Origin of the sequence: Neobacillus driksii (assembly GCF_013409995.1) — a bacterium.
Lineage (GTDB): Bacteria > Bacillota > Bacilli > Bacillales > Cytobacillaceae > Neobacillus > Neobacillus driksii.
The window spans coordinates 13585-35777 of the sequence record NZ_JACCBX010000017.1 but is presented as its reverse complement, the minus strand read 5'-3'; the positions used below and the strand labels follow the sequence as shown (position 1 = coordinate 35777).

General features: G+C 40.2%; 22 protein-coding genes and 2 riboswitches. Of the genes, 1 reads left to right on the top strand and 21 read right to left on the bottom strand.

What is annotated here, in order from left to right; all coding sequences use genetic code 11:
- Positions 1–322 precede the first annotated feature (322 nt).
- Positions 323–1138: a hypothetical protein gene (locus tag F4694_RS27745; protein WP_179603156.1), complete on the top strand. Its 816-nt coding sequence runs from the start codon at positions 323–325 to the stop codon at positions 1136–1138.
- 622 nt (positions 1139–1760) lie between these two features.
- Here the strand turns inward: F4694_RS27745 and F4694_RS27740 are convergent.
- From F4694_RS27740 to F4694_RS27640, 21 genes are all read right to left on the bottom strand, one after another.
- On the bottom strand, positions 1761–2651 hold the full coding sequence (locus F4694_RS27740) for a GHMP family kinase ATP-binding protein (RefSeq protein WP_179603155.1): 891 nt from the start codon (positions 2649–2651) through the stop codon (positions 1761–1763).
- Positions 2652–2715: 64 nt separating this feature from the next.
- Positions 2716–4233, bottom strand: a complete 1518-nt coding sequence (locus F4694_RS27735; RefSeq protein ID WP_179603154.1) for a cobyric acid synthase — start codon at positions 4231–4233, stop codon at positions 2716–2718.
- A 37-nt stretch (positions 4234–4270) separates the two neighbouring features.
- On the bottom strand, positions 4271–5473 hold the full coding sequence (locus F4694_RS27730; RefSeq protein ID WP_179603153.1) for a CbiX/SirB N-terminal domain-containing protein: 1203 nt from the start codon (positions 5471–5473) through the stop codon (positions 4271–4273).
- Between the two features lie 92 nt (positions 5474–5565).
- A complete protein-coding gene (locus F4694_RS27725) occupies positions 5566–6417 on the bottom strand; it encodes a methyltransferase domain-containing protein (protein ID WP_179603152.1) in 852 nt (283 codons plus the stop codon).
- A gap of 121 nt (positions 6418–6538) precedes the next feature.
- Complete coding sequence (locus tag F4694_RS27720) at positions 6539–7078, bottom strand: cob(I)yrinic acid a,c-diamide adenosyltransferase (protein ID WP_179603151.1); 540 nt, start codon at positions 7076–7078, stop codon at positions 6539–6541.
- 12 nt (positions 7079–7090) lie between these two features.
- Positions 7091–7645: a nitroreductase family protein gene (locus F4694_RS27715; RefSeq protein WP_179603150.1), complete on the bottom strand. Its 555-nt coding sequence runs from the start codon at positions 7643–7645 to the stop codon at positions 7091–7093.
- Positions 7639–8400, bottom strand: coding sequence for a uroporphyrinogen-III C-methyltransferase (cobA, locus tag F4694_RS27710; RefSeq protein WP_179603149.1), 762 nt, complete (start codon positions 8398–8400; stop codon positions 7639–7641). The genes F4694_RS27715 and cobA overlap by 7 nt, the downstream gene beginning before the upstream one ends.
- Positions 8397–9026 (bottom strand): precorrin-2 dehydrogenase/sirohydrochlorin ferrochelatase family protein, encoded by a 630-nt coding sequence (locus tag F4694_RS27705; RefSeq protein WP_179603148.1) that lies wholly within the window; start codon positions 9024–9026, stop codon positions 8397–8399. The genes cobA and F4694_RS27705 overlap by 4 nt, the downstream gene beginning before the upstream one ends.
- Positions 9023–10381, bottom strand: coding sequence for a cobyrinate a,c-diamide synthase (locus F4694_RS27700; protein WP_179603147.1), 1359 nt, complete (start codon positions 10379–10381; stop codon positions 9023–9025). Before F4694_RS27700 ends, F4694_RS27705 begins: the two co-directional genes overlap by 4 nt.
- Positions 10378–11514 carry a cobalt-precorrin 5A hydrolase gene (locus tag F4694_RS27695; RefSeq protein ID WP_179603146.1) on the bottom strand — a complete coding sequence of 379 codons (1137 nt, stop codon included), beginning with the start codon at positions 11512–11514 and terminating at the stop codon, positions 10378–10380. Before F4694_RS27695 ends, F4694_RS27700 begins: the two co-directional genes overlap by 4 nt.
- Positions 11507–12289: a precorrin-4 C(11)-methyltransferase gene (gene cobM, locus F4694_RS27690; protein ID WP_179603145.1), complete on the bottom strand. Its 783-nt coding sequence runs from the start codon at positions 12287–12289 to the stop codon at positions 11507–11509. Before cobM ends, F4694_RS27695 begins: the two co-directional genes overlap by 8 nt.
- Positions 12289–12993: a precorrin-2 C(20)-methyltransferase gene (gene cobI / locus F4694_RS27685; RefSeq protein ID WP_179603144.1), complete on the bottom strand. Its 705-nt coding sequence runs from the start codon at positions 12991–12993 to the stop codon at positions 12289–12291. The genes cobM and cobI overlap by 1 nt, the downstream gene beginning before the upstream one ends.
- Positions 12993–14186 carry a precorrin-6y C5,15-methyltransferase (decarboxylating) subunit CbiE gene (cbiE, locus tag F4694_RS27680; protein WP_179603234.1) on the bottom strand — a complete coding sequence of 398 codons (1194 nt, stop codon included), beginning with the start codon at positions 14184–14186 and terminating at the stop codon, positions 12993–12995. The genes cobI and cbiE overlap by 1 nt, the downstream gene beginning before the upstream one ends.
- On the bottom strand, positions 14161–15255 hold the full coding sequence (locus F4694_RS27675) for a cobalt-precorrin-5B (C(1))-methyltransferase (protein WP_374757453.1): 1095 nt from the start codon (positions 15253–15255) through the stop codon (positions 14161–14163). Before F4694_RS27675 ends, cbiE begins: the two co-directional genes overlap by 26 nt.
- Positions 15256–15271: 16 nt before the next feature.
- Positions 15272–15937: a precorrin-8X methylmutase gene (locus tag F4694_RS27670; RefSeq protein ID WP_179603235.1), complete on the bottom strand. Its 666-nt coding sequence runs from the start codon at positions 15935–15937 to the stop codon at positions 15272–15274.
- Entirely contained in the window at positions 15927–16703 is a 777-nt protein-coding gene (gene cobK, locus F4694_RS27665; protein WP_179603142.1) for a precorrin-6A reductase, read from the bottom strand. The genes F4694_RS27670 and cobK overlap by 11 nt, the downstream gene beginning before the upstream one ends.
- A 9-nt stretch (positions 16704–16712) precedes the next feature.
- Positions 16713–18335, bottom strand: a complete 1623-nt coding sequence (gene cobJ / locus F4694_RS27660) for a precorrin-3B C(17)-methyltransferase (protein ID WP_179603141.1) — start codon at positions 18333–18335, stop codon at positions 16713–16715.
- 139 nt (positions 18336–18474) lie between these two features.
- Positions 18475–18652, bottom strand: a riboswitch (cobalamin riboswitch).
- 141 nt (positions 18653–18793) lie between these two features.
- Positions 18794–19648, bottom strand: coding sequence for an energy-coupling factor ABC transporter ATP-binding protein (locus F4694_RS27655; RefSeq protein WP_308806792.1), 855 nt, complete (start codon positions 19646–19648; stop codon positions 18794–18796).
- Between the two features lie 27 nt (positions 19649–19675).
- Positions 19676–20458, bottom strand: a complete 783-nt coding sequence (gene cbiQ / locus F4694_RS27650) for a cobalt ECF transporter T component CbiQ (protein ID WP_179603140.1) — start codon at positions 20456–20458, stop codon at positions 19676–19678.
- Between the two features lie 18 nt (positions 20459–20476).
- Positions 20477–20758 carry an energy-coupling factor ABC transporter substrate-binding protein gene (locus F4694_RS27645; protein WP_179603139.1) on the bottom strand — a complete coding sequence of 94 codons (282 nt, stop codon included), beginning with the start codon at positions 20756–20758 and terminating at the stop codon, positions 20477–20479.
- A 1-nt stretch (position 20759) separates the two neighbouring features.
- Positions 20760–21518, bottom strand: coding sequence for an energy-coupling factor ABC transporter permease (locus F4694_RS27640; RefSeq protein ID WP_374757449.1), 759 nt, complete (start codon positions 21516–21518; stop codon positions 20760–20762).
- A gap of 160 nt (positions 21519–21678) precedes the next feature.
- Positions 21679–21871, bottom strand: a riboswitch (cobalamin riboswitch).
- Positions 21872–22193 lie beyond the last annotated feature (322 nt).

Here is a 22193-nt window from a genome sequence, read left to right as displayed (position 1 = left end):
TAGCCAATAATTAACTTATTTAATTTTAATTTGTTTTTTTTAGGATTATAAGGTAAAGATTTCCTATATTGTATATTTTTATATGGGGCTTCAGATTACCCTTTTCTATGAAAATTATCATAGAAAATAAGTATCCGCCATTTAAAAAGCCACCTGTGTCACTAGTCAATTTAGTCACCCCGACAAGTGCCAGGCACCTCTATTAGTGGTATTACCCTGACTCATAAACAGTTCACAATACTGTAACAACTCCTTGCAAATCACCATGTCCTTTTGCCCTCTAAATTCCTATCTAGAGGGTAGAATGGGGTGGTGCATTTTTATGAATTTGAAATCTGGCAGAATTGAAGGGTTTGAAGGGTATTCTCAGTTTAAAAGTGTGAAGGAGTTTAATACGCATGTAGAAATGTGGTTAGCTGTGAAGAAGGATGAGTTCTCGAAGGGGGAGCTCGTCGGATTAAAACGTCTGGTTCGTTTTTCTGCAAAGGTCCCTGGGGTTTGTAATGCAAAAATTGGAACTCTGCTAAAGGCGATTAATGAAGAGTATCAAGGTAATGGAATCTGCCGCTCTACTTTTAAACGGATGATCATCAAAGCGAAGGATTTAGGGATCGTCACCATCTATGAAACAGAACGGAAAAATGGATCCCAGTCTAGTAACCTTTATAGCTTTAATCGTTTCCCACAAAGTGAACCACCCAAGTCGAAAAAATTGAACCAGCCTAAAGAAACTAATAATCTTTTAAAAACAAATCATCAAAAGAATAATAAACGTAACGAAAACCGTATTGAACTCGATCACACTTTTGTTAGTGATAAAGTTCCTCAAGCATTTGTTCAAACCGTAAAATACTTTTTTTCTGATGCTAAAACGATTGAAGAATACTGGCATATGGTCCAAATCGCTGCTTTTCGATTTGAATTTGATCAACATACAGATGACATTCTCAGTATCGCGATTCAGTCCTTTAAGCAACTGATTCGTAAACTGAAATCTACTAAATCCGTATTAAAACCAATTGCCTTCTTTTACGGAATTGTTACCAACAAAATAAAAGAACTCTTACTCAAACAATTATTTGAAGGTGGTGATAGTCAGCCGATACGCTATGTGCTCGGAACAGGCGAAGTCATGTAGTATGATTGGCTACACAGTGAATCATAGTTTTTGGGAATAAACCTTTTAGGTTGCACTATTTATTATTGACAATCTATTATCTGGTTTAAAGATAGACGTGGTATAGGTAAAAACCATTCCCCTGTCCGCTAAATACAATTTATATATTCCATAAAAAAACAGTGAATTTCATTACAAATTCACTGCTTAACAAAGTGTTTAGCACGATCATTCCCAGGTGTGGAAACAATATTTTTTTTGAAGACCTAATTAAAATTAATCAAGAGAACACCAACTACTTAACCACACACTTTTCACCTTTTTCATCAAATGTGTGCTTAAAATCAAACGCAAAAGAAGTGGGTCCATGCTGTATATAGTAATTATATCTTTTTTAAGCTTCCTGCCAAGAGACATCCTTGACCTTCACTGTCCACCACTCTAAATACGAAAGGTGCTTCTCTGGATAGGATTCCATCTATTTTGCTTCTGTCTCTCATCCTTGTTTCCAACTATGGAACGATTCTTGATCTCAGCGAACATTCTTTTTGCAAACCCTTTGATGATTTTGGGATTTGCGGTTCTGACGGTAACGATAAAAATAACCAAAGCGGAAGAATCGTATAGATGGATGAGAATTACATTAATTAATAAAATTGATATTTTTAGCATTAGTAACATTGGAATAATAGAAAGGGGTTTTTTTCAGGTTCTTGAAAAGATGTGACAAATGCTTTGATAACTGGAAAACAATCTCGTTACTATTCAGTCTATTTTTGTCTATTAAAATTCCCACCACTGTTCCACTGTGAGCAACAACAATTCCGCCTTGAAATGCATGAGCTAATTTTTCCATTTCAAAAAGATAAGGTTTTCTTAATATTTTTTGATTCACTCGTGCACTAATCGTTGTTGCCTTACAAATAAGAGAAAACTCGTTTTTACTGAACCCTTCTCTGACCCAATGATATGCTTCTGAAAATAGATGTTGATCATATCGATCATATGCTTTTTTAAATTGATTAAATTCAATTGTATTTACGGCTCCTCCGAGGTCTATCCCAACGAGGATGAAAGGCGGTAAAACTCCAAATCTTTCAATAAGATCACCGTGTATATAATCATAAGCCACAACCTCATCATACATAACACCATCTGTTGGCTCAATCTTAGCGGCAATTGCAGAAATTATATCTTGTGTTAGGGGGAGAGAGTAACTATGAGCAATTGCTTTCATAGATGCTACAATATCTGCAGAACTACTCGCCATCCCTTTTCCAATTGGAATATTTGACCGAATGTCAAGCTTGCCGCCACCATTCAAATCAAACTGATTTAATAACAATTTTCCAGCTTTAATTGCTTTCACCTTTGAAGTCACACCTGTTAATTCTGGTGAAGTTGGATCTGGGATAAAGCTTGCCTCACTTCTCAAACTTTGGATTGGAAAAGTGATTAAAAAAGGCCGTTCGTCTATTATCCCTTGAACAAGTTCTCCAAATGTTCCATTGCAACTTCCCTTACCTATTTTCATTGTGAAAGCTCCTATTTCATCCACAGTTTAACCAACAAGGGAGTGATAACTGTTTGGACACCCTTCATTGGCTAATCCGCCTTTTTGGGAAATCCTTCATTTTTTGTTCAATCAAATCAAGCTTTACGTGCGACCTTACATGATCCGCTAACAGATCAAATGCTTCTTCACGCAATTGGTTGAAGGATCCACGCTGATGAATCGGCTCTAATCCTTTTGCTTGGCGAATCTGATTCAACAGCTCCTTACGAAATTCATCATTATGAAAAATCCCATGAAAGTAAGTACCAATGATTCTTTCATCTGCGGTTTTACAGCCATCTGATCGTCCTTGTGTATCAATTAGTCCCCGGGATTCTCGGGTCGTCCACGTTTCTCCCATATGAATCTCATAACCTGACACGTTGAAATGTTTGCCGTTAAGGTGTAACAGTCCGTTTGATGACACGGTCGTCTTGTCTTTTGTAATGGTCGTCCTGATGGGCAGTAAGCGGAGACCTTCGATTTCATGGTGAAGTGACTCAATAGCAAACCGATCCTCGATTTTTTCACCGAGCATTTGATAGCCGCCGCAGATTCCAAATAGAAGGGATTCGTGCTTTTGCTGCAATTCCACGATTTTCTCGGCGATACCACTTTTTCTTAAAAACAGCAAATCCTCAATCGTATTCTTGCTCCCAGGAAGAATCACTAAATCTGGGCTGTGTAATTGGTCTGCTCTTGTAATAAACCGGACATGGCAATCAGGTTCGGTAAAAAAAGGATCGACATCGGTGAAATTGGAGATTTTCGGATACTGTATCACCGCAATATCAAGTTCTTTTTCGGTATTTCGGACCGATGTATATTGATTTAATATCATGGAATCCTCGGCATCGATGTTTAAATTCTCCAAATAAGGAATCACTCCCAGAACCGGTTTTCCTGTATATTCCTCAAACCATGTTAATCCAGATTCCAAAAGCCGTATATCACCGCGGAATTTATTGATGATGACGCCGATGATTCGGTCACGGTCATTAGGGTCCATGAGCTGAAGGGTTCCTACTAAACTGGCAAAAACTCCGCCTTTTTCGATATCCCCAATCAAAATCACAGGGGCGTCAGCCATTCTTGCGACCCGCATATTGACCATTTCCCTGTCATTCAGATTAATCTCGGCAGGACTGCCCGCTCCTTCAATGACAATCCGTTCATACTTTTCTGCCAGAACAGCAAGCGATTCTTTAATCAGCTCAATACCCGTTTGAAAGAATTCCTTGCGATATGCACTGGCTTCCATATTTTTATACGGTTTTCCATGGACCACAATTTGGGATTGGTTATCCCGATTCGGCTTGAGCAGAATCGGATTCATATCTGTTGTCGCCTGAATCCCTGCCGCTTCGGCCTGGACCCCTTGTGCTCTTCCTATTTCTTTTCCATCCACTGTGATATAAGAGTTTAACGCCATATTTTGTGACTTAAAAGGAACCGTTTTATATCCGTCCTGGGCGAATATACGGCAAAAGGCCGTCACGACGACACTTTTGCCGACATCCGAATTGGTACCTTGAAACATCAATTTAAGAGCCTCAGCCATTTTATTTGAACTCCTTACATTTCTGGTTGTCTATCCTCTAATTATGTTGATGGTGATGATGTTGATACCCATGTTCTTCCGCATATTTACGGAAATTCTCTAAATCTTGCATTCCAGTCGAAGTACCGTTTATGGCCTGATTCATTCGTTCTAAGAGTACCGTTCTTAACTTTGGGTGATAGCCAAAATACTGAGCAATATCAACTGATATATGCGGATATGACTCTTTAAACTGTTCGGCCATTTTATTCATTCTTTCCATTAAAATCCCCGTAAATAAAAAATACGGCAGCATAATAATTTTTTTTGCGCCTAATTTAATGCAGCGTTCCATCCCATCCTGCACAGTTGGCGTCGTTACTCCCATAAAGGCACTTTCAACAATAGGTACATGTAATTTTTCCCACAATAATCTGCTGATTTTATAAAAATCACCATTAGCATATGGATCGCTGCCGCCTCGTCCAATTAATAAAATGGCCGTATCCTCATGCTTTTGTTCCACGTCAAACCCTGCTTCAGTCAGTCTTGTTTTTAAAATTTCAAAAACTTCCTCATGAACACCAATCGTTTGGCCATAGGTAAATTGAACATCTGGGAAATGCTCTTTAGCATGTTCAATTTCAGCAGGAATGTGCAGTTTTGAGTGTCCTGCATGTAATAATATGATAGGAATTACATGGATTTCATCCGCACCTTGTTCAACACACAGCTGAATCCCATCTTCAATATTTGGTGATGCAAATTCTAAAAAACATGTTTCTACTAAAAGGGCCGGATCAATGTATTCTTTCATTTGCCCGATAAATTCGCGAACTTCTATATTCCCTGCCTCGAGCCTGCTGCCATGTCCAACAAATAATACAGCTTTTTTCATTGGTCCTTTACCTTTCTTGTATTTATCGATTCCTTTCATTCGATTTTCGCTGCGTTTCCGCACACCGTGCTCCATTGAATAAATAATCGCATCTTGTTCAACTGCTTCATGAACAATATCACGTGCTGTTTCTTCATCTTGAACCGAATACCATGTCCCTTTTGGGTAATCAATTACGACGCATTTATCTTTACAGCGGCCGTTACATCGTGTACGTGATGTATGAATATGCTCATCTAAACGGTTTTTCCGGATTTCGTCACGAATTTGCTGCGTGACCTCCTCAGCACCTGCTCCCATACAGGTTGCCCCATTGCAAATGAGTAAGTGACGCTGCATTTGCGTTAAATTCCATGTTGTCATAAAGTGACCTCCCCCTCTCCCATCATCATGTAACCACTAAGTCCTATTTGTTATGTCAACAGTGCCCCCGATTAAAGCCCCTATTAGTAATGTCATAACGTAACGTAGTCATGTAATTTCACAGGCTCCCAACTAATAATCGCAGCATAGAATGGGTAACGGTATACATACTGGCCATCCTCCATTACTATAAAGCGTTCGAGTGATGCTTTCACATGTGCCATATCTAACTGAGGTGATAAGATTTTTTTGCTTTGTGCTTCATATAATTGCTGCAATGTATCATAACGATACTCACGCTCCAGCTTGAGCATTTCACAATTTGCATAAATTCCTAACTGATACAGCATATTGACGATGGTAATATAATCACGCCGAGGATGTTTAATGTCATAGCCAAACTGCTCATCTAAAATAACGTAATGCGGTTGAATAGGTCCTGTTGTTAAACCAATGATGGCACGCTTTTTGGCAAGACTGTTCATTTTTTTCAACGCTGCATTCATTTCATACATACGATAAAAGCAGTTCACCCCAATAACAACATCATGCTGCTCAATTTGCGCTTCTTCCCATTTACTATGAACGTACTGAAGATTTGTATCGTTTTCAAAGTATTGAAATAAATAAGCAAGCACACTTTCAGAACCATCCACTAACGTTAAACTTTTGACATCTTGACGGAGTTGGAAGGTATAGTTGCCCCATCCCGGCCCAATTTCAATACAAGTTGAATTTTGGGGGATATGTTGTTTCATTTTTTCGTAAATTATTTTTGAATAGTTATCTGTTTGCTTGTATGTTTTTTTCTTCATGGACTGAGCCCAATATGCTTCTTCCAGCACATCATCGACCATTCGTTCTGGCATCTTGCCATGCCAATCTAACATGCCTTCTTTCCACAGTTTTTCAAAATCAAATTGTAAAGGTGTTCCTTTTATCATTGAATTTTCTCCTCAATTTCCACAACACAAATGGACAATTCTTGCACAATAGCAACAGTTGCCCCTACTTCATTCACATTTTTTTATGCTGTTTGGTCTGTACTTCAAGGCGACTTGGTGCTTAAAACTCAAGCCCCTTCATCGCTTTGACATCCTGATCAGCATAATAATGTTTTGTGGCATCAATCGTTGACACTAAATCAGCTATAGCGAGTAGAGATGGATGTGCAGAACGGCCTGTGATGACAAGGTGCATTGTTTTAGGGCGGTTTTGTATGGCCGCTAACACCTCTTGTAATGGCAATACATCATCGATTGGAAAACGTGTAATAGCTAACGCATTATTCAACTCATCCAGAACTAAAACATCTGTTGTTTCATCATTTAGCTCTTCTTTTACAATCTGCCAGGCTTTCGCAAGTGCCTTGCGATGCTCCTCCGGTGTTTTCGTCCAAGTAAAACCAATACCTAATTGCAATGTTTCAACACCAAGTTTTCCGAGGGCAATTTGTTCACCATATGTACGTTCAGGTGATTTAATAAATTGATAGTATTTCACCTTCATGCCGCGGCCAATTGCGCGTAATGCGACACCAAGTGAAGCGGTTGTTTTTCCTTTGCCTTCACCTGTATAAACTAACAGCATCCCCTGTCGAACCATGTACAAGCCTCCTTATAGCCAAGTTGTTTTTTCTGCAAATGGTGTACGCTTTTTCGCGGAAGTGAATTCTTCTGCAGGGTAACCAATGCATAACGTCCCTACTAATTGCTCCCCATCCGATGCACCAATAAAATCATGTAAAGCTGTCTCATGCACTAAGCCAACACCGCGTGTACGCCATACCATGCCTAAACCCAGCTGTTCGGCCATTAACCACATCGACATAATCGCACTGCTGACTGCAAAGGTATTATCTTTGGTTGCACCTTCATCAGCTTCGACAATGGCAGATGTCACCACAATGATAAGCGGTGTTTTTGTGATGGCTTCCATTGAGCTTTCCACCAAATGTAGTTTTGTTGGGAAGCGTTTTTGTAAATAATCACGCGCCACCTGCTCATAACGTTTTAAGCTGTCTCCCTGTAATACATAGAAATGCCATGGCTCACGCATACGGTCATTTGGTGCATACGTTGCTGCTTCTAATAATGTCTCAATTTTGTCACGTTCCACTTCGCGCGTTTCAAATTGGCGAATCGCACGGCGTTTTTTTAATGCCTCTAACATAATTCATGCTCCTTTTCTATAAACCAGGCAATTTGATCCCGTACACTAACCACCTCGCCAACTAAAATCATGGATGGATTAGAGATACGATGTTTTTGAATATCTTGGGCAATCGTGGAGAGATTGCCTGTAATCGTACGCTGATTTTTGGTTGTGCCCCATTCGATGACGGCAACAGGGGTTGTTTCACTTTTGCCATAGGTTATTAAGCTTTTCGTAATATGCGCGATATTGCCTATGCTCATATAAAAGGCCACCGTATCAATTTGAGCAAGCGCGGACCAATTTAAAAAGTCCTGCTCCTTTTCTTGGCACCCATGACCTGTAACGATCGCAAAGCTTGCAGCATGATCACGATGTGTTACAGGAATCCCTGCATAAGCAGGCACAGCTATCCCCGCTGTAATACCAGGCACGATTTCAAATGGAATATCGGCTTGCCGTAAAATCGCGGCTTCTTCTGCACCACGTCCAAAGACAAATGGGTCACCGCCTTTTAAGCGTAGAACCTGCTTGCCAAGATTGGCTTGCTCCACTAGCACACGATGAATTTCATCCTGAATCAGTCCATGCCTGCCTGGTTCTTTTCCACAATAAATCAGCTCGGCGTCAGGTTTCGCATGTTTTAATAATTCAGCATTCACCAGACGGTCATATAAAATCACATCTGCTTGCTGAATGCACTCTAATCCACGAATCGTTAATAGTTTTGGGTCACCAGGGCCAGCTCCTACAATATATACAAATCCGCTCACCGTTTTTCTCCTATACGCTGCTTGAGCCACGCTTCACATTTTTGTTTTTCACCTTGCTCCATCCAGTTTAATAACTGTGGATCCAGGAGCTCTGCCAATAGCTGTTTTTTCACATCGCCCGTAAATACTTGTAAAATTCGCTGACGCGCTTCCTTTAAAAATGAAACATACTGCGCGTAATGTACTCCAAATTGCTCTTCTAAATCCGTCTTTACTTGGCGTGTCAGACCTGGACTTGCTCCAGACGTCGATACTGTCAATACGAAATCACCACGACGAACGACTGCTGGATTGATGAAATCAACACGTCCTTTTGCATCCGCACGGCTGAGTAATTGCCAATGCTGGGCCGCTTCTTCCACTGCATTGTTTACCTCTTCGTCATTTGTAACGGCGAAAATCAGTGCTGCATCATCTAAATCAGCAGGTTCAAATGCTTTTTCTTTCCATGTCACAAGCCCTTCATTGATGTAGTGCTGCAATTTTTCGGTTACCGCCGGGCTTATCACTGTCACTAGTGCTTTTGTTGGCAGCAGCGCTTCTGCCTTTTGACGAGCTACTTGTCCGCCCCCAACAATAACAACCTTTTTATAGTCAATATTCATTAATAGTGGGAAATAATTCATTGTTTATCCTCCAAACATGCTGTCAGCCAATTTTTCACAAGCTGAGGATTCGAAGCAAAATGAAAGTGTGTATAACCCGCAACAATATTTTTATGTAGATAACCTTCCTGCTGAGCACGAAAACGGCCTTTACTAAAATAAGCTGGTGATGTATGCTCTCCCTCATACGTTGAGTAATGGAACTCATGCCCTTTTGCCTGCTCCTCTTCATTGATTAAAAAGTTGCCGGGAACACCTGTAATTTCCCGGTATCCAAGTGCCGCTAATTTATCCTGCATCCGCACACGTCCTGGAATGATCCCGAGCATTGGGAATACCTGTCCATGACGATTCACAATTTCCTCTGTTAAATACATAAAACCGCCGCATTCAGCTAACGTTGGCACCCCTCGCTCAAGCGCGGTTCTTATAGATTGCTTCGTTTCCTCATTTTTCGCCAAGCTTTCTGCAAACTCTTCCGGGAAACCGCCGCCGATATACAGCCCCTGCGCTTTTTCTGGAACTTCCTCATTTTGTAATGGAGAGAAATAATGTAATGTGGCACCATATGCACGGAGTAATTCTAAATTTTCTTCATAATAGAAGTTAAAAGCCGCATCCTTTGCAACTGCAATATGTACTTCTTGACTTTGCGCCTCTGCATCAAAAATAGATGCAATGACTTCCAATGATTGTGTTTTTGTAATTTCCAGCAGCTGTTCCATATCCACTGTTACTTCGATTGCTTCTGCAAGACTATCAAAATAGGAATCTAGATCACCACGTTCAATGGCTGGCACTAAACCCAGATGACGGCTTGACATCATTGGTACTGCTCCTTTCGGCAAATAACCAATGACGGGAATTCCGCATTCTTGTTCAATCGCTGCTTTGACAATTTCAAAATGGCTTTTACTTCCTAATTGATTGGCAATAACACCAACAATATTTGAATTTTCATCTAACAGTTGAAATCCTTTGACAATCGCAGCCGCACTTCTTGCCATACTTGCCGCATTGACAATTAAAATGACGGGGCTTTTTGTAATCTCACTAATATGAGCAGCAGATCCTTCATTTGATAATGGCGATTTGCCATCATAAAAGCCCATGACTCCTTCAATAATAGCTGCATCTGCATCTTGGCTCGCTCTAGCGACAATGGCACGGACCGTATCATGAGACATCATGAAACTATCAATATTACGAGAAAGGCGTTGTGTAACAGCAGTATGATATGTTGGGTCAATATAATCTGGGCCGCATTTAAAGCCCTGGACTGTTAAACCACGCTTCATAAGCGCACGCATGATGCCGATTGTAAACGTTGTTTTTCCAACACCGCTTCCAGTACCGGCTAGAACAAATCGATTCATCGTACTTCCTCCTCAAAGTTGACACGTGCAATGGATATAGTCACATTTCCGCTTTTCTTTTTCTCCAGCAGTAACTCTTTCGCATTCGAATAACGCAATGCGGCCGGCTCACTGACCCCATATGCACCTGTATATTTAAAGACTGTTTCCGATGGGTTTTGCATCGGTATTTCATTTAGCTCGTCAGGTGTGTAAGTTACAAACGGCCAGTTATGTTTAGCCGTTAATTCAAGCAGGCCTGTTTCGTTTTTCTTTAAATCGATGGTCGCAACTGCTTTGACACTTTTTTTACTTAAACACAGCTCCGCTAATGTTTCATCTATGACTTGTTCAATCTCTGCCGTTGCCGTACCACGATTACAGCCAATGCCAAGTACAATTGATTTTGGGCGATACATAACTCCGTTCTCGAGCAGCACCTCTTCATGTTCCTCAATTAAACGATCTGTAATAAGCAGTGCAGCTTGTGGCTTTGCCATGATTGCTTCATCTATCGTAGGATAAATTTTCAAATTGTCTGGCATTGAGCGATCATACATCCACCAATTCTTTTCTCCCGTTTCCTGCACAATCGCAACATGCTCTTCATTGACAACCGATGCACTAACAGGTGTTAATTTTTCTTCACTATCCCACATCCACCCAAATTGGGCGCCAAATAAATCAACGGGAATCGTTTTTTGAACATCTGACGCGGTTGTAACAACGGGTGCCGCCCCAATCGCATTGGCAAATTCATTGGTTAAGGCATTGGCACCGCCAATATGACCTGATAAAACACTGATGACATATTGGCCTTTATCATCCACCACTAACACTGCAGGATCTTTCTTTTTATCAATCAAAAGTGGAGCAATCATACGAACAACAGCACCGAGGGAAATGATGCAAATGATTCCTTTATACTGCTGGAACAAAACGGGCAATAATAGGCGAACCGTACCATCAAATAACTGAATTTTTCGCGTGTCTTCGTCGCCCTGTTCGAATTTCTTCATATAATAAACGTCCGCATACGGAAATTTTTCCGCGTAGCTTCTTGCATGTGCCACCCCATGTTTCGTTATGGCGACGAGAGCATATGGTTTGCGCTTTTCTATTACAGGAATTTCACCTTCACGTAAACTAATCATTCTCCTTCACACCTTTGCGGAAGCCATGAGTAAAGGTTTTGTCATATAGCTTCGAACGATAATTTTTTTCATGGATATGCGGGTCTAATGCCCAGCCTGCTAGAATCATCGCATGCTTGCGAATACCATTGACACGCATTGCTTCATCTAATTCAGCCAGTGTTGTCCGAACAATTTTTTGGTCTGGCCACGAAGCACGCTGCACAACCGCAACTGGTGTATCGTCTGCCCAGCCTGCTGCCTGCAATTCTTTGGTAATTTTCTTTGTTAATGTCGCACTTAAAAACATGGCAATCGTACAGTGATGGCTTGCCAGCGCCTGTAATTTTTCACGCTCAGGCACTGGTGTTCGTCCTTCAGCACGTGTTAAGATAAGCGTTTGGGTTAAATCAGGAATCGTCAATTCTGCTCCAACTGCTGCTGCAGATGCAAAAACAGAACTTACACCCGGAACAACTTCATAGCTAATCTCATGCTGCTTCAGCAGTGCCACTTGCTCCATCGTTGCCCCGTACATCGCCGGGTCGCCTGTATGTAAACGTACTACCTTTTTGCCTGAATTGACACGCTCGACAATACAATCCACCATTTCCTGAAGATGCATCCCTGCTGTGCGGATAATTTCGGCCGACTCCTTTGCTTCCGCTACTAACGTTTCGCTTACAAGTGAATCAGTATACATCACAACATCCGCTTCTTTTAATAGCTTTAAACCTTTCACCGTGATTAAATCAGGATCTCCTGGACCTGCTCCGATAATCCAAATTTTCTTCATTATTTGCGCACCACCATACATGACAAGTAATTTAATTCTGAACCTCGAAGTTCATTAATCTTCCAAATGACCTCTTCATCAGATGTAACTTTTGTAACGACATGTGCTTTTTCTAATAAATTCATTTCCTCCAGTAGATCGAGCATTGCGTCTATAACTTTTGCTACTTTGATAAAGACGATTGCATCGTGGTTTTCAATTACTCGGCGCATTTCTTCCATATCCTCCGTAGCAGGAATCATGGCGACATGGTCATCACCATCAGCCAAAGCAATCCCTAAGCGATTAACAGAACCATTAAACGAAGAAATACCCGCTACCGTTTCAATCGGGACATCAGGGTACATCGATTTCATTAAGTTCATTAAATGAATAAATGTGCTGAACAGCATTGGATCCCCTTCAGTCACGAAAGCTACATCTTTTCCTTGAATTAAAAAGCTATAAATAGCTTCCACTGATTTTGTCCACTCAGTTCTTAGTGTATCTTCATCTTTTGTCATGGGAAATACTAAACCAAGCATCTCTTTTTCTGCCGGGTTAATATACACTTCAACAATACGATGGGCATAAGATTTACTGCCCTTTAATTTTTTTGGATAAGCAATGACCGGGCTTTCCTGCAATCTGCGAAATGCTTTTACTGTGATTAATTCTGGATCTCCCGGCCCTACACCTAGTCCAAATAAGGTTCCCATTCTCATTATTCATTTCCTTTCTTTGCTGTCACAATATAGATTGGATTTAACGGTTCAAAACGCGTTAAATTTAAGATTGGTTTACTCTTTGAAATTTGTGCCTGTAATATCGATACTTCACAGCCTAATGCTTTTAGATGCCGCAGCGCTTCTGCCAGATTTTCAATCGTTGCAATATTCATAACAAGGCGTCCATTTGGTTGTAAGCGTGAAATACATATTTGCAATAAATGCTCCATATTTCCACCGTTGCCGCCAATAAAAATCGCATGAGGATCTGGAAATTCTTCCAGACGGTCAGGTGCCTTCCCCAGCACTGCAACAAAATCTGTACGATGTTTTAATTGATTTTCCAGGCAGTTTTCAAGGTCACCCTCATTTTTTTCAATTGCATACACGGCACCTTCACGAGCCATTTTCGCTGCTTCAATCGCAACTGAACCTGTGCAGGTTCCGATATCCCAAACGATGCTATTTTCCTTAAGTCCTAACTCCTGCAGACAAAGAGTCCGAATTTCTCTTTTCGTAATTAATCCTTTATCTGGCTTTCGCTGAAGAAAAGCATCATCCGGAATTCCAAGAGAGGCGCGTTCGACTGCCACTCGCTGTTTTAAAACCACAACATTCAATGGAAAAAAGGAGCTTTGCTCCATTTCGTCCAATGTGAAGAAGCGGCACCGCTCCTTTTCACCTTGTAGATTTTCAGCAACAAAGGCATCATATTCTGTCATGCCGAAACGCTTTAAATATTTTGCAATGGCCTGCGGAGAATTCGTTTCATCTGTTAAAACAGCAATTTTTTGACGCCCATCAATTCTTTGTGCAAACCCTTTAATGGAACGGCCGTGCAAGCTGACAATATACGCATCCTGCCAGCTTTCCTGCATTTTAGCAAAAGCAAGCTGTACCGAGCTGGTATACGGATAAATCTCTAACGGTAGCTTTTTCGCAAGTACATTGCCAAGTCCATAAAATAGTGGATCACCGGACACTAAAATAACAACATTTCGTGTTTCTTGCTGTAATTCAGCTGTTAACGCCGACAAACCGCCTTTGATAACTTTTTTCTCTTTTATAAATTCTGGGAAAAATTGCAAATGGCGCTCTCCGCCTACAAGTACATCGCATTCATTGATCCACTGTGTATATTGGGGGAGCAATCCTTCCGCGCCATTATCCCCTATACCAATCATCTTCATCCAATTTGTCAATATTCTCAGCCTTTCCTAAACAGTCACCATTCATGGCATACAAGGTTGTCGACACTTTCATGTCAGTATTCATATGATTCAATGCATAGTAGCAGCAGTTTTTGCAAAGTGCTGCAAAAAATGCCTCGTTTCCCTGAAGCATTTCACCAACCTGTGAAGCCGTATTCGCCTGTAAAATTTCTCGCTGCGTCTTCTCATCAACACCCACTTTATTGGCAATGCCTGCTAAAAACTCAAAGCTTATTGGTGCGCTTTTTGAGTGAACCATCATAACGCCTTGGGCTACTTTTGAGAACTTCCCCATCATCCCTACTAACGAGACTCTCTGAATCTTCTTCCGTGCAATATTCTTTAACGTAAAACCGACAAAATCGCCCATTTCGATAAATGCTTCTTCTGGTAAATGAGGATACTGCTGCATTGCATATTTTTCACTGCGTCCGCCCGTTGTAATGACTAAATGCTCACATCCTGATTCTTTTGCTACATTGATTGCTTGTACGATACTTGCCATATAAGCAGAACTTGAAAATGGAACCACTGTTCCCCGTGTACCTAATATCGAAATTCCGCCAATAATGCCTAAACGCCCATTCAATGTTTTTTCAGCAATCTCTTCACCATCTGGTACGGAAATGACCACTTCAATTCCACAATCCAATTTATATTTATCAATGGCTTCTTGTACAACACCACAAATCATTTTACGCGGTACAGGGTTTATCGCTGCTTGACCTACCGGCACAGGAAGTCCCGCTTTTGTCACTCGCCCTACACCAACCCCGCCATCTAAATGGATACCTTTTTCTTTTGAATAACGAACGGTACTTTGAATTCGTGCCTGGTGTGTAGCATCAGGATCGTCCCCTGCATCTTTAATCGTTTCACACATTACCCTGCCTTCTGACACTTCAAATGCGGTTACTTTAAATGTTGCATACTGGCCCACCGGTAAATAAATCGTGACTTCATCAGGTACTTTTCCCACGACAAGAGCTTGCAGTGCTGCCTTTGTCATCGCTGTTGCACAAGCTCCTGTCGTGTAGCCATGACGCATTTGTGAAGGATCTTTTTTATTTTGTTTCTTTTGCACGCTCATCCGCCATAATCGAAATGGCATTAAGTGCAGCGACTGTCACTGTACTGCCACCCTTTCTCCCAACGTTCGTAATAAATGGAATTCCTTCAAGCACTGCTAACTCCGCTTTCGACTCTGCTGCTGATACAAAGCCGACTGGCATTCCAATAATTAAATCCGGTTTTGCCACACCTTCTTTAATCAAACGAATTAACTCCAGCAAGGCGGTTGGCGCATTGCCGATGGCATAGATCCCTCCTTCATGTAAACTCGTTGCTTTTTGCATGGAAATAATCGCACGTGTTGTTCCTTGAGCCTTCGCTTCCTTTGAGACATCATCATCGGCAATATAACAATGTAAATCCCCGCCATGCTTTTGGAATCGTTTCCGTCCAGAACCGCTTTCGATCATTTGTACATCCGCCACTACATGACGGCCCGCTAAAATGGATTGAACCCCCGCCTCTATGGCATCAGGTGTAAAGATCATGCTTCGGCCTAACTCAAAATCTGCTGAAGCGTGAATCACCCGCCGAACCACCAGCCATTGCTCATCAGTAAATGAATGTTCGCCCATTTCTTCTTTAATAATGGCGAAACTGTAATCATAAATCTTGTCTGGATCTACCGTAACGGGTATAAATTTTGTATTAAAGTTCATGTTTGCCAAGAATAAAACCTCCTAATAGTTGAGTTACTTCTTCGAAAGAAGTACAAAAATTTTCATATTCAATCGCTGGCCGTTTTATTAAAATAACAGGAATCCCTAATTGCAGGGCAGCTGTCATTTTTTCATCTACAGATCCCACTTTGCCGCTTTCTTTTGTGATCATTAGAGTTACATTGTATTGCTCACATAGTGCTTTATTTAATGATTCCGAAAATGGGCCCTGGATTGCAATAATGTCCTTTTGTTTAATACCTAACTGATTGCACTTTTCCATGTTCCCTATATTTGGAAGCATTCTGCAAATAAGCCGGATCTCATCACGCATTAAATATTTCGTAAATATTTCCAACGTTTTGCTACCTGTTGTTAACATGATCGTTCCTTTATGAGATTGAGCTAATTTGGCTGCCTCTTCATAGCTTTCAACCTCTGTAATGAATGGAGAAATAAACTGTTCTTCTGGCCTTTCATAACGAATATAAGGAATATCACATGCTTTTGCTGCTGCCATTGCAGTTTTCGATGCTTCTTCCGCATATGGATGGCTGGCATCGATGACACTGGTCATCATTTGCTTCTGAATAAGCGTCATCATGTCATCCACTGTTAACCGACCGACTTGATAAGGAATATGGTGGGCTTTTAAACTTTCGGCTGCAGATTCTGTGACTACTGTTGCTAATAAAGGATAGCCTTGATTTTGCAATTGAATGGCTAGTGCTCTCGCATCACTTGTGCCTGCTAAAAATAAAATCATGTGTTCCTCCTAATCTCCACATGGTGCCGGCTCGACTTCAATTTTGGAGCTCATATCCTGATAGTTAAAATACTGAATTCTTTTCACCCGTTTAAAATATTTAAAAAGGCGTTCATTTGGATGGGCATTTTGTTTGTATTCTTCTATAATTTTCGTTAATAACGGCAGCAGTTGATCTGGTTCAATTCCTTCTGCTACTGGCTGTGCAGCATGGGCTGTACGGCCAACCGGCTTTGCGCCAATAAATAAATCAAATTTTTTCTTGCGGTAAACGATCCCAATATCATCGAATACTGCCCGATAACAGGCCATACCGCAGCCGTTGAAACCAATATGTAATTCTTTTGGAAGCTTTAAGCCCCCCAATTTTGCTCCTATTTCTTCTGCATATGGAATTGATTCTGCTTTTTCACCGTTGCAAAAATCACAAGCTTTTACATTTAAAACATCGCCCACAGGCATGACGATTAAATGATTTTGTTCAAGCTTTTCAACAATCGATTCAGGCTGATCTGTTGGTATCTTTAGTAAAAAACGATGATCCGGTGTATATTCCATGGTGCCTGTCTCGCCAATGGTTTCTGCTAATACACGCATTTGCTCTGGCGTAATAAATTTATTGGCAACACCAGGTGAAACAGCAAATTCAAATATATTTTCGACTGACTGTTGTACTAACAATGGATTTACTATTTCAGTTTTAGTCACCATAGATAAAGCCTTTAAAGCCAAATCTAATGAGCTAACTTCTTGTTTTTTTCGTTCAATTTGCTCATAACCTGCTTGCGCTTCCCCTGTTTCTTGATTTAATGCCCATGGTTCAGCTTCCTTTTTTAAACGCTGATGCGGTTTTAAGCTTTGCTTCTCTTCCCCTAACGTATATTTACGCTGATAACCTCGAGGGGTTATGATTTTATTGTCATAAAAGAATGTAGAAGAATTTCCGATAATAACTGTTGTTAGCATTCCTATATCATGTTCAAGCATTTCAGCCAGTGTTGTCAGCACTACATTTTGATTTTCACGATAGGCACTTTTCACAAGTCCCACCGGTGTTTCAGGAGAACGATATTTTAATAGAATATTTTGTGCCTCTACAATTTGGCGTGTCCGTCGGCCGCTTTTCGGATTATATAAAGCTATAACAAAATCCGCCATCGCAGCTGCTTCAATGCGCTTTTCGATTACGGTCCAAGGCGTTAAATGATCACTTAGACTTATCGTGCAGGAATCATGCATGACAGGCGCACCCAATAAACTTGCACAAGAATTAATGGCTGAAATACCTGGAACAATTTCTACCGCAATTCCTTCTTTTTCAGTCCAGCCCTTCTCAATCAGCACTTCATACACTAATCCAGCCATACCATAAACGCCTGAATCTCCGCTGGAAATCACTGAGACAATATGGCCAGCTTCCGCTTTCTTTACTGCATCCTGTGCACGAGACACTTCTTCAGTCATACCCGTACTGACGATGGACTTTGCTGTTACGAAAGGTTCAATTAGCTCCACATATGTTTTATAGCCAATAATACAATCACTTTGCTGCAATGCCACTACAGCTCGATTTGTAATATGCTCACGATCACCGGGACCGAAGCCAACAACAAAAATTTTTCCATTTTTCATAGGCTTACCTCCAAATAAAAAATGCCTGTACCCCTTTTAAAAGGAATACAGGCATGTGAAATCGCAGTATAAAAAAAGCATACTGAAATACAAAAACAATTGGAATAATTGTCCCGCCTATACTTCTCCCTCCGAAAAGCAAGTGTCGTTTAAATAAGCAGGTTTCCTGACTTAAGCTTCTTTTTACTCTTACACCTTCCCGATTTCTCAGTGGCATTGTAATTTCATCAGCTCTTACAGTAGCGGGGGCTGTACTAGACTTTCACTAGTTTCCCTTTTACCTCACAAATGTGAGCACTTATTTAAAGTATTATTAAATTTTTTATAACTATATCATATAATCTCGAAAGTTAACAAACTATTTGTTTGAAAATTTAATAAAAGCTCCTTCTTAGGTTGAAATGGTGCTTTCAAAAAATTATGCACAATAAACTGAGATCACTCGTCAGAATTCCACCTTAAACTTGAATGCTGGTCCCATTAAAACATGATTCCATCATTTCAAACAGTTCTGCTTTCGACCTCGGATACTTTTTATTGGATAAGTTCATTCTTTGAAATTTTTCAAACACTTCCATAATCCAAGGTTTTTGTAAATGGCTTGTTTCGAGTATTTCTCTTTTACTAAAAACCTCAACCGGTGTTCCTTGAGCTAGCAAATGCCCATTGTTTAAGATGATGACCTCATCTGCCCACTCATAAGCAAGATTTACATTATGTGTAGACAATAGAATCGTCCGGTTTCGATGTTGAATCTTTTCCAATAGATTCAACATTCTTTTTGAATAGTAAGGATCGAGCCCAGCTGTTGGTTCATCTAATACCATTAATTCAGGATCGATGGCAACAATTCCAGCAATTGCTACCCTTTTTTTCTGTCCGATACTTAAAAAGTGAGGGGGTTTATCTTTAAGCGATTCCGTTTCTGTTAGTGTGATGACTTCCTTTACACGCCTCTCAACTTCATCGGTGGGTAAATTTAAATTTTTTGGACCGAACTTAATATCTTCATAGACAGTAGATGAAAAAAGTTGGGTTTCAGAGTTTTGGAACACAATACCGACTTGCTTCCTTAATTGCTGAATCTCTTTCCGTTTATATGTCAACTTCTTTCCATTGTATAAAATGCTGCCACTTGTTGGCTTTAATATCCCGTTCATAAGAAGAAATAGTGTCGATTTCCCGGCGCCATTGTTCCCTAATAAGGCTATCTTCTTCCCTTTTTCAATTGAAAGATTTATTTGATTCAATGCCATTGTTCCATCTGCATATTGATAAGAAACTTGTTCAAACGTTATAATTTGTTCACTCACTCTACATACTTCCTTTTCATAGGTCTTTCATGATTTTGTCATAACATAAATCATGAAAAGTGTTACAAACGAAATAATAATAATGACAAAATGCCCACGATTGTAGCCCAAGGATAAATCCACATCATACAAATGTTCATCTCCACCTCGACTATCAATTGCGATTTGAAGTTCTTTTGCTGCGTACATCGATTTTATGAAAAGGCTGACAATAAGCTGTGCTACGCTGGAAAACCAGCTTCTATAATTTTGATAGCCCAGTCTGCTAGATTGTGCAATATAAATTTCATTCATCTTTTCCAATAAAACAAAGATAAATCGATATGTAATCCCGATTAATTCTACAAAAACGGTGGGGAGTTTTACTTTTATTAATATCCACATTAATTGATTAAGAGGAGTTGATAAAACAAGAAAATATAAACAGCTCACACTTGCTAATATGGTTGCAGCTAGTTCGTATGATTGTTGGATACTATTTGAACTAATATAGATTTGCCATGAACTTATTTTAGCCATCCAAAGCACCTCTAGACCTTCTTGATAAATAGGGGCTAGGGAAAATAGTATGGCAACCAAGCTTGTCATTAAGAATATAAAAGGGACGAAAAGAAGTTTCATATATGCCATAAACGGGATTTTCGCCTTGAATAGCACCAAAATACTCATGACAGTAAAGGTAAAACAAGCCACCGAAATATTTTTTGAGAGAATTGTAAAAAAGAGAAAGATCAGCGCAAAGCTGACCTTCTCAACGGGATGAACATCTTTTAATCCGCTGATATAAGCATAATCATCAATTTTCATCATAGTTTTCACTTCATTCTGCTATTCTTTGGCTGAAGAATACTTTTTTCTAGCTTTTCCATATCCAATGACATACCCGATGATGATGGCTCCGAGAGCCGCTTGTAACGAGAATAGTAAACTTTCAATCTCTCCACTTGGTGGTTCCCATATCGCATGAAACCAAGGCTCATAGTCAGGTGCCACTTCGGTAATCGCTTCCTCCGCTTGCCCGTCAGCCCCACCAAATTCAGCATTTTCAATAAAAATTAAAGGAATAATTGTTAATAGAATTACGAATAAAAATAATACTCCATTTCTCATATTACCGTGCCTCCTTCATTGTAGGTAATTGATTTAATTCTGTCATATTATATTTTTGGAGTAAGTTCATCACAATCACCGTAAGCAAGCCTTCACTAATCGCTAAGGGTACTTGTGTAAAAGCAAAGATACTAGCAAACTTTACAAATGAAGCCACAAATCCACCTATCTCAGCAGGGAAAGCTAAAGCTAATTGAACCGATGTCACTAAATATGTACCCAAATCCCCTAACATTGCAGCTAAAAAGACTGAAACGGCGACGGATACATTCATTTTTCTTCCACACTTGTATATTCCGTAGGAAAGTAAAGGTCCAACGACAGCCATCGAAAATGCATTTGCGCCTAAAGTAGTAATACCACCATGTGCTAACAATAGTGATTGAAATAAAAGGACTATTGTTCCTAAAACACTCATCGCCGTTGGACCGAATAAAATTGACCCCAATCCTACACCCGTTGGATGGGAACAACTACCTGTGACTGAAGGAATTTTCAACGCAGATAATACGAATGCAAATGCACCAGACAGACCTAGCATTGATTTCAATTCAGGATTTTCTTTTAATTTCTTGGTAATCGATCGTATTCCAATGGCAACAAATGGAATGGTGATCCCCCACCAAAAAATAGCCCAACCCAATGGTAGAAATCCTTCCATAATATGCATCGCATAGGCTGGACGATAAGAATTCGTCCAAAAATAGCTTGTTAAACCTAACAGTACAACAAATGAAAACCATAATGATCTTTTTTTCACTTTAAACTTACCTCCATCGTATAAAATAGTGACCAAACTAAAAAGAGCATTTAAACCTGGTGGGTTTAAATGCTCACAAAAAACACTGGTATGTTCTGCTTTATTAATAAAAAAGCATACTTCCGTCTCAGTAAACACATCCCTATATCCCGTAGGTCACGTCGTACTTTCTAAACAGGCAGGTCTCCTGACTAACCATCGATGCTCCTTGCGTCTTCCCGCTTTAAATAAAGCAGTGACATTGTGCAAGTTGCTCCGGATTACAGTGGCGGGTACCGTGTCGGACTTTCACCGAACTTCCCTATTAAGCTATACATTCTTACATGCATAACACCTGTTTAAAATATGTATATGATTTTCTTTATATTACATTAACAGACTCTTGCTGTCTACCATATTTTCTTGTTACCAAATTTACAAAAAGAAGCCGCTCATCAATTTGAGCAGCTCGTTAAATAAACTAAGAAGTGACCAAAAAATCAATGTGCCAAAGCGTGATCAAAGAAAAAATTTTCACTTGTTCGCGAACAATTTTGTCCTTTTCGAACTTCATTAAAAATCCTCAATAACCCTTATATATCAAGGTTGGCGGGACTGCGTGGGAATAGAACCCACCAGACCCACATAAAAAACGTGCCGGTACCGTCCAAAATTTAGAAGGACCCTGGCACTTTT

What these genes read in the sequence shown, in the direction of transcription:
- F4694_RS27745 (WP_179603156.1), top strand. Translation starts at nt 323, where the DNA reads ATGAATTTGAAATCTGGCAGAATTGAAGGGTTTGAAGGGTATTCTCAG.
- F4694_RS27740 (WP_179603155.1), bottom strand. Translation starts at nt 2,651, where the DNA reads ATGAAAATAGGTAAGGGAAGTTGCAATGGAACATTTGGAGAACTTGTT.
- F4694_RS27735 (WP_179603154.1), bottom strand. Translation starts at nt 4,233, where the DNA reads ATGGCTGAGGCTCTTAAATTGATGTTTCAAGGTACCAATTCGGATGTC.
- F4694_RS27730 (WP_179603153.1), bottom strand. Translation starts at nt 5,473, where the DNA reads ATGACAACATGGAATTTAACGCAAATGCAGCGTCACTTACTCATTTGC.
- F4694_RS27725 (WP_179603152.1), bottom strand. Translation starts at nt 6,417, where the DNA reads ATGATAAAAGGAACACCTTTACAATTTGATTTTGAAAAACTGTGGAAA.
- F4694_RS27720 (WP_179603151.1), bottom strand. Translation starts at nt 7,078, where the DNA reads ATGGTTCGACAGGGGATGCTGTTAGTTTATACAGGTGAAGGCAAAGGA.
- F4694_RS27715 (WP_179603150.1), bottom strand. Translation starts at nt 7,645, where the DNA reads ATGTTAGAGGCATTAAAAAAACGCCGTGCGATTCGCCAATTTGAAACG.
- F4694_RS27705 (WP_179603148.1), bottom strand. Translation starts at nt 9,026, where the DNA reads ATGAATTATTTCCCACTATTAATGAATATTGACTATAAAAAGGTTGTT.
- F4694_RS27700 (WP_179603147.1), bottom strand. Translation starts at nt 10,381, where the DNA reads ATGAATCGATTTGTTCTAGCCGGTACTGGAAGCGGTGTTGGAAAAACA.
- F4694_RS27695 (WP_179603146.1), bottom strand. Translation starts at nt 11,514, where the DNA reads ATGATTAGTTTACGTGAAGGTGAAATTCCTGTAATAGAAAAGCGCAAA.
- cobM (WP_179603145.1), bottom strand. Translation starts at nt 12,289, where the DNA reads ATGAAGAAAATTTGGATTATCGGAGCAGGTCCAGGAGATCCTGATTTA.
- cobI (WP_179603144.1), bottom strand. Translation starts at nt 12,993, where the DNA reads ATGAGAATGGGAACCTTATTTGGACTAGGTGTAGGGCCGGGAGATCCA.
- cbiE (WP_179603234.1), bottom strand. Translation starts at nt 14,186, where the DNA reads ATGAAGATGATTGGTATAGGGGATAATGGCGCGGAAGGATTGCTCCCC.
- F4694_RS27675 (WP_374757453.1), bottom strand. Translation starts at nt 15,255, where the DNA reads ATGCGTCATGGCTACACGACAGGAGCTTGTGCAACAGCGATGACAAAG.
- F4694_RS27670 (WP_179603235.1), bottom strand. Translation starts at nt 15,937, where the DNA reads ATGAACTTTAATACAAAATTTATACCCGTTACGGTAGATCCAGACAAG.
- cobK (WP_179603142.1), bottom strand. Translation starts at nt 16,703, where the DNA reads ATGATTTTATTTTTAGCAGGCACAAGTGATGCGAGAGCACTAGCCATT.
- cobJ (WP_179603141.1), bottom strand. Translation starts at nt 18,335, where the DNA reads ATGAAAAATGGAAAAATTTTTGTTGTTGGCTTCGGTCCCGGTGATCGT.
- cbiQ (WP_179603140.1), bottom strand. Translation starts at nt 20,458, where the DNA reads ATGATGAAAATTGATGATTATGCTTATATCAGCGGATTAAAAGATGTT.
- F4694_RS27645 (WP_179603139.1), bottom strand. Translation starts at nt 20,758, where the DNA reads ATGAGAAATGGAGTATTATTTTTATTCGTAATTCTATTAACAATTATT.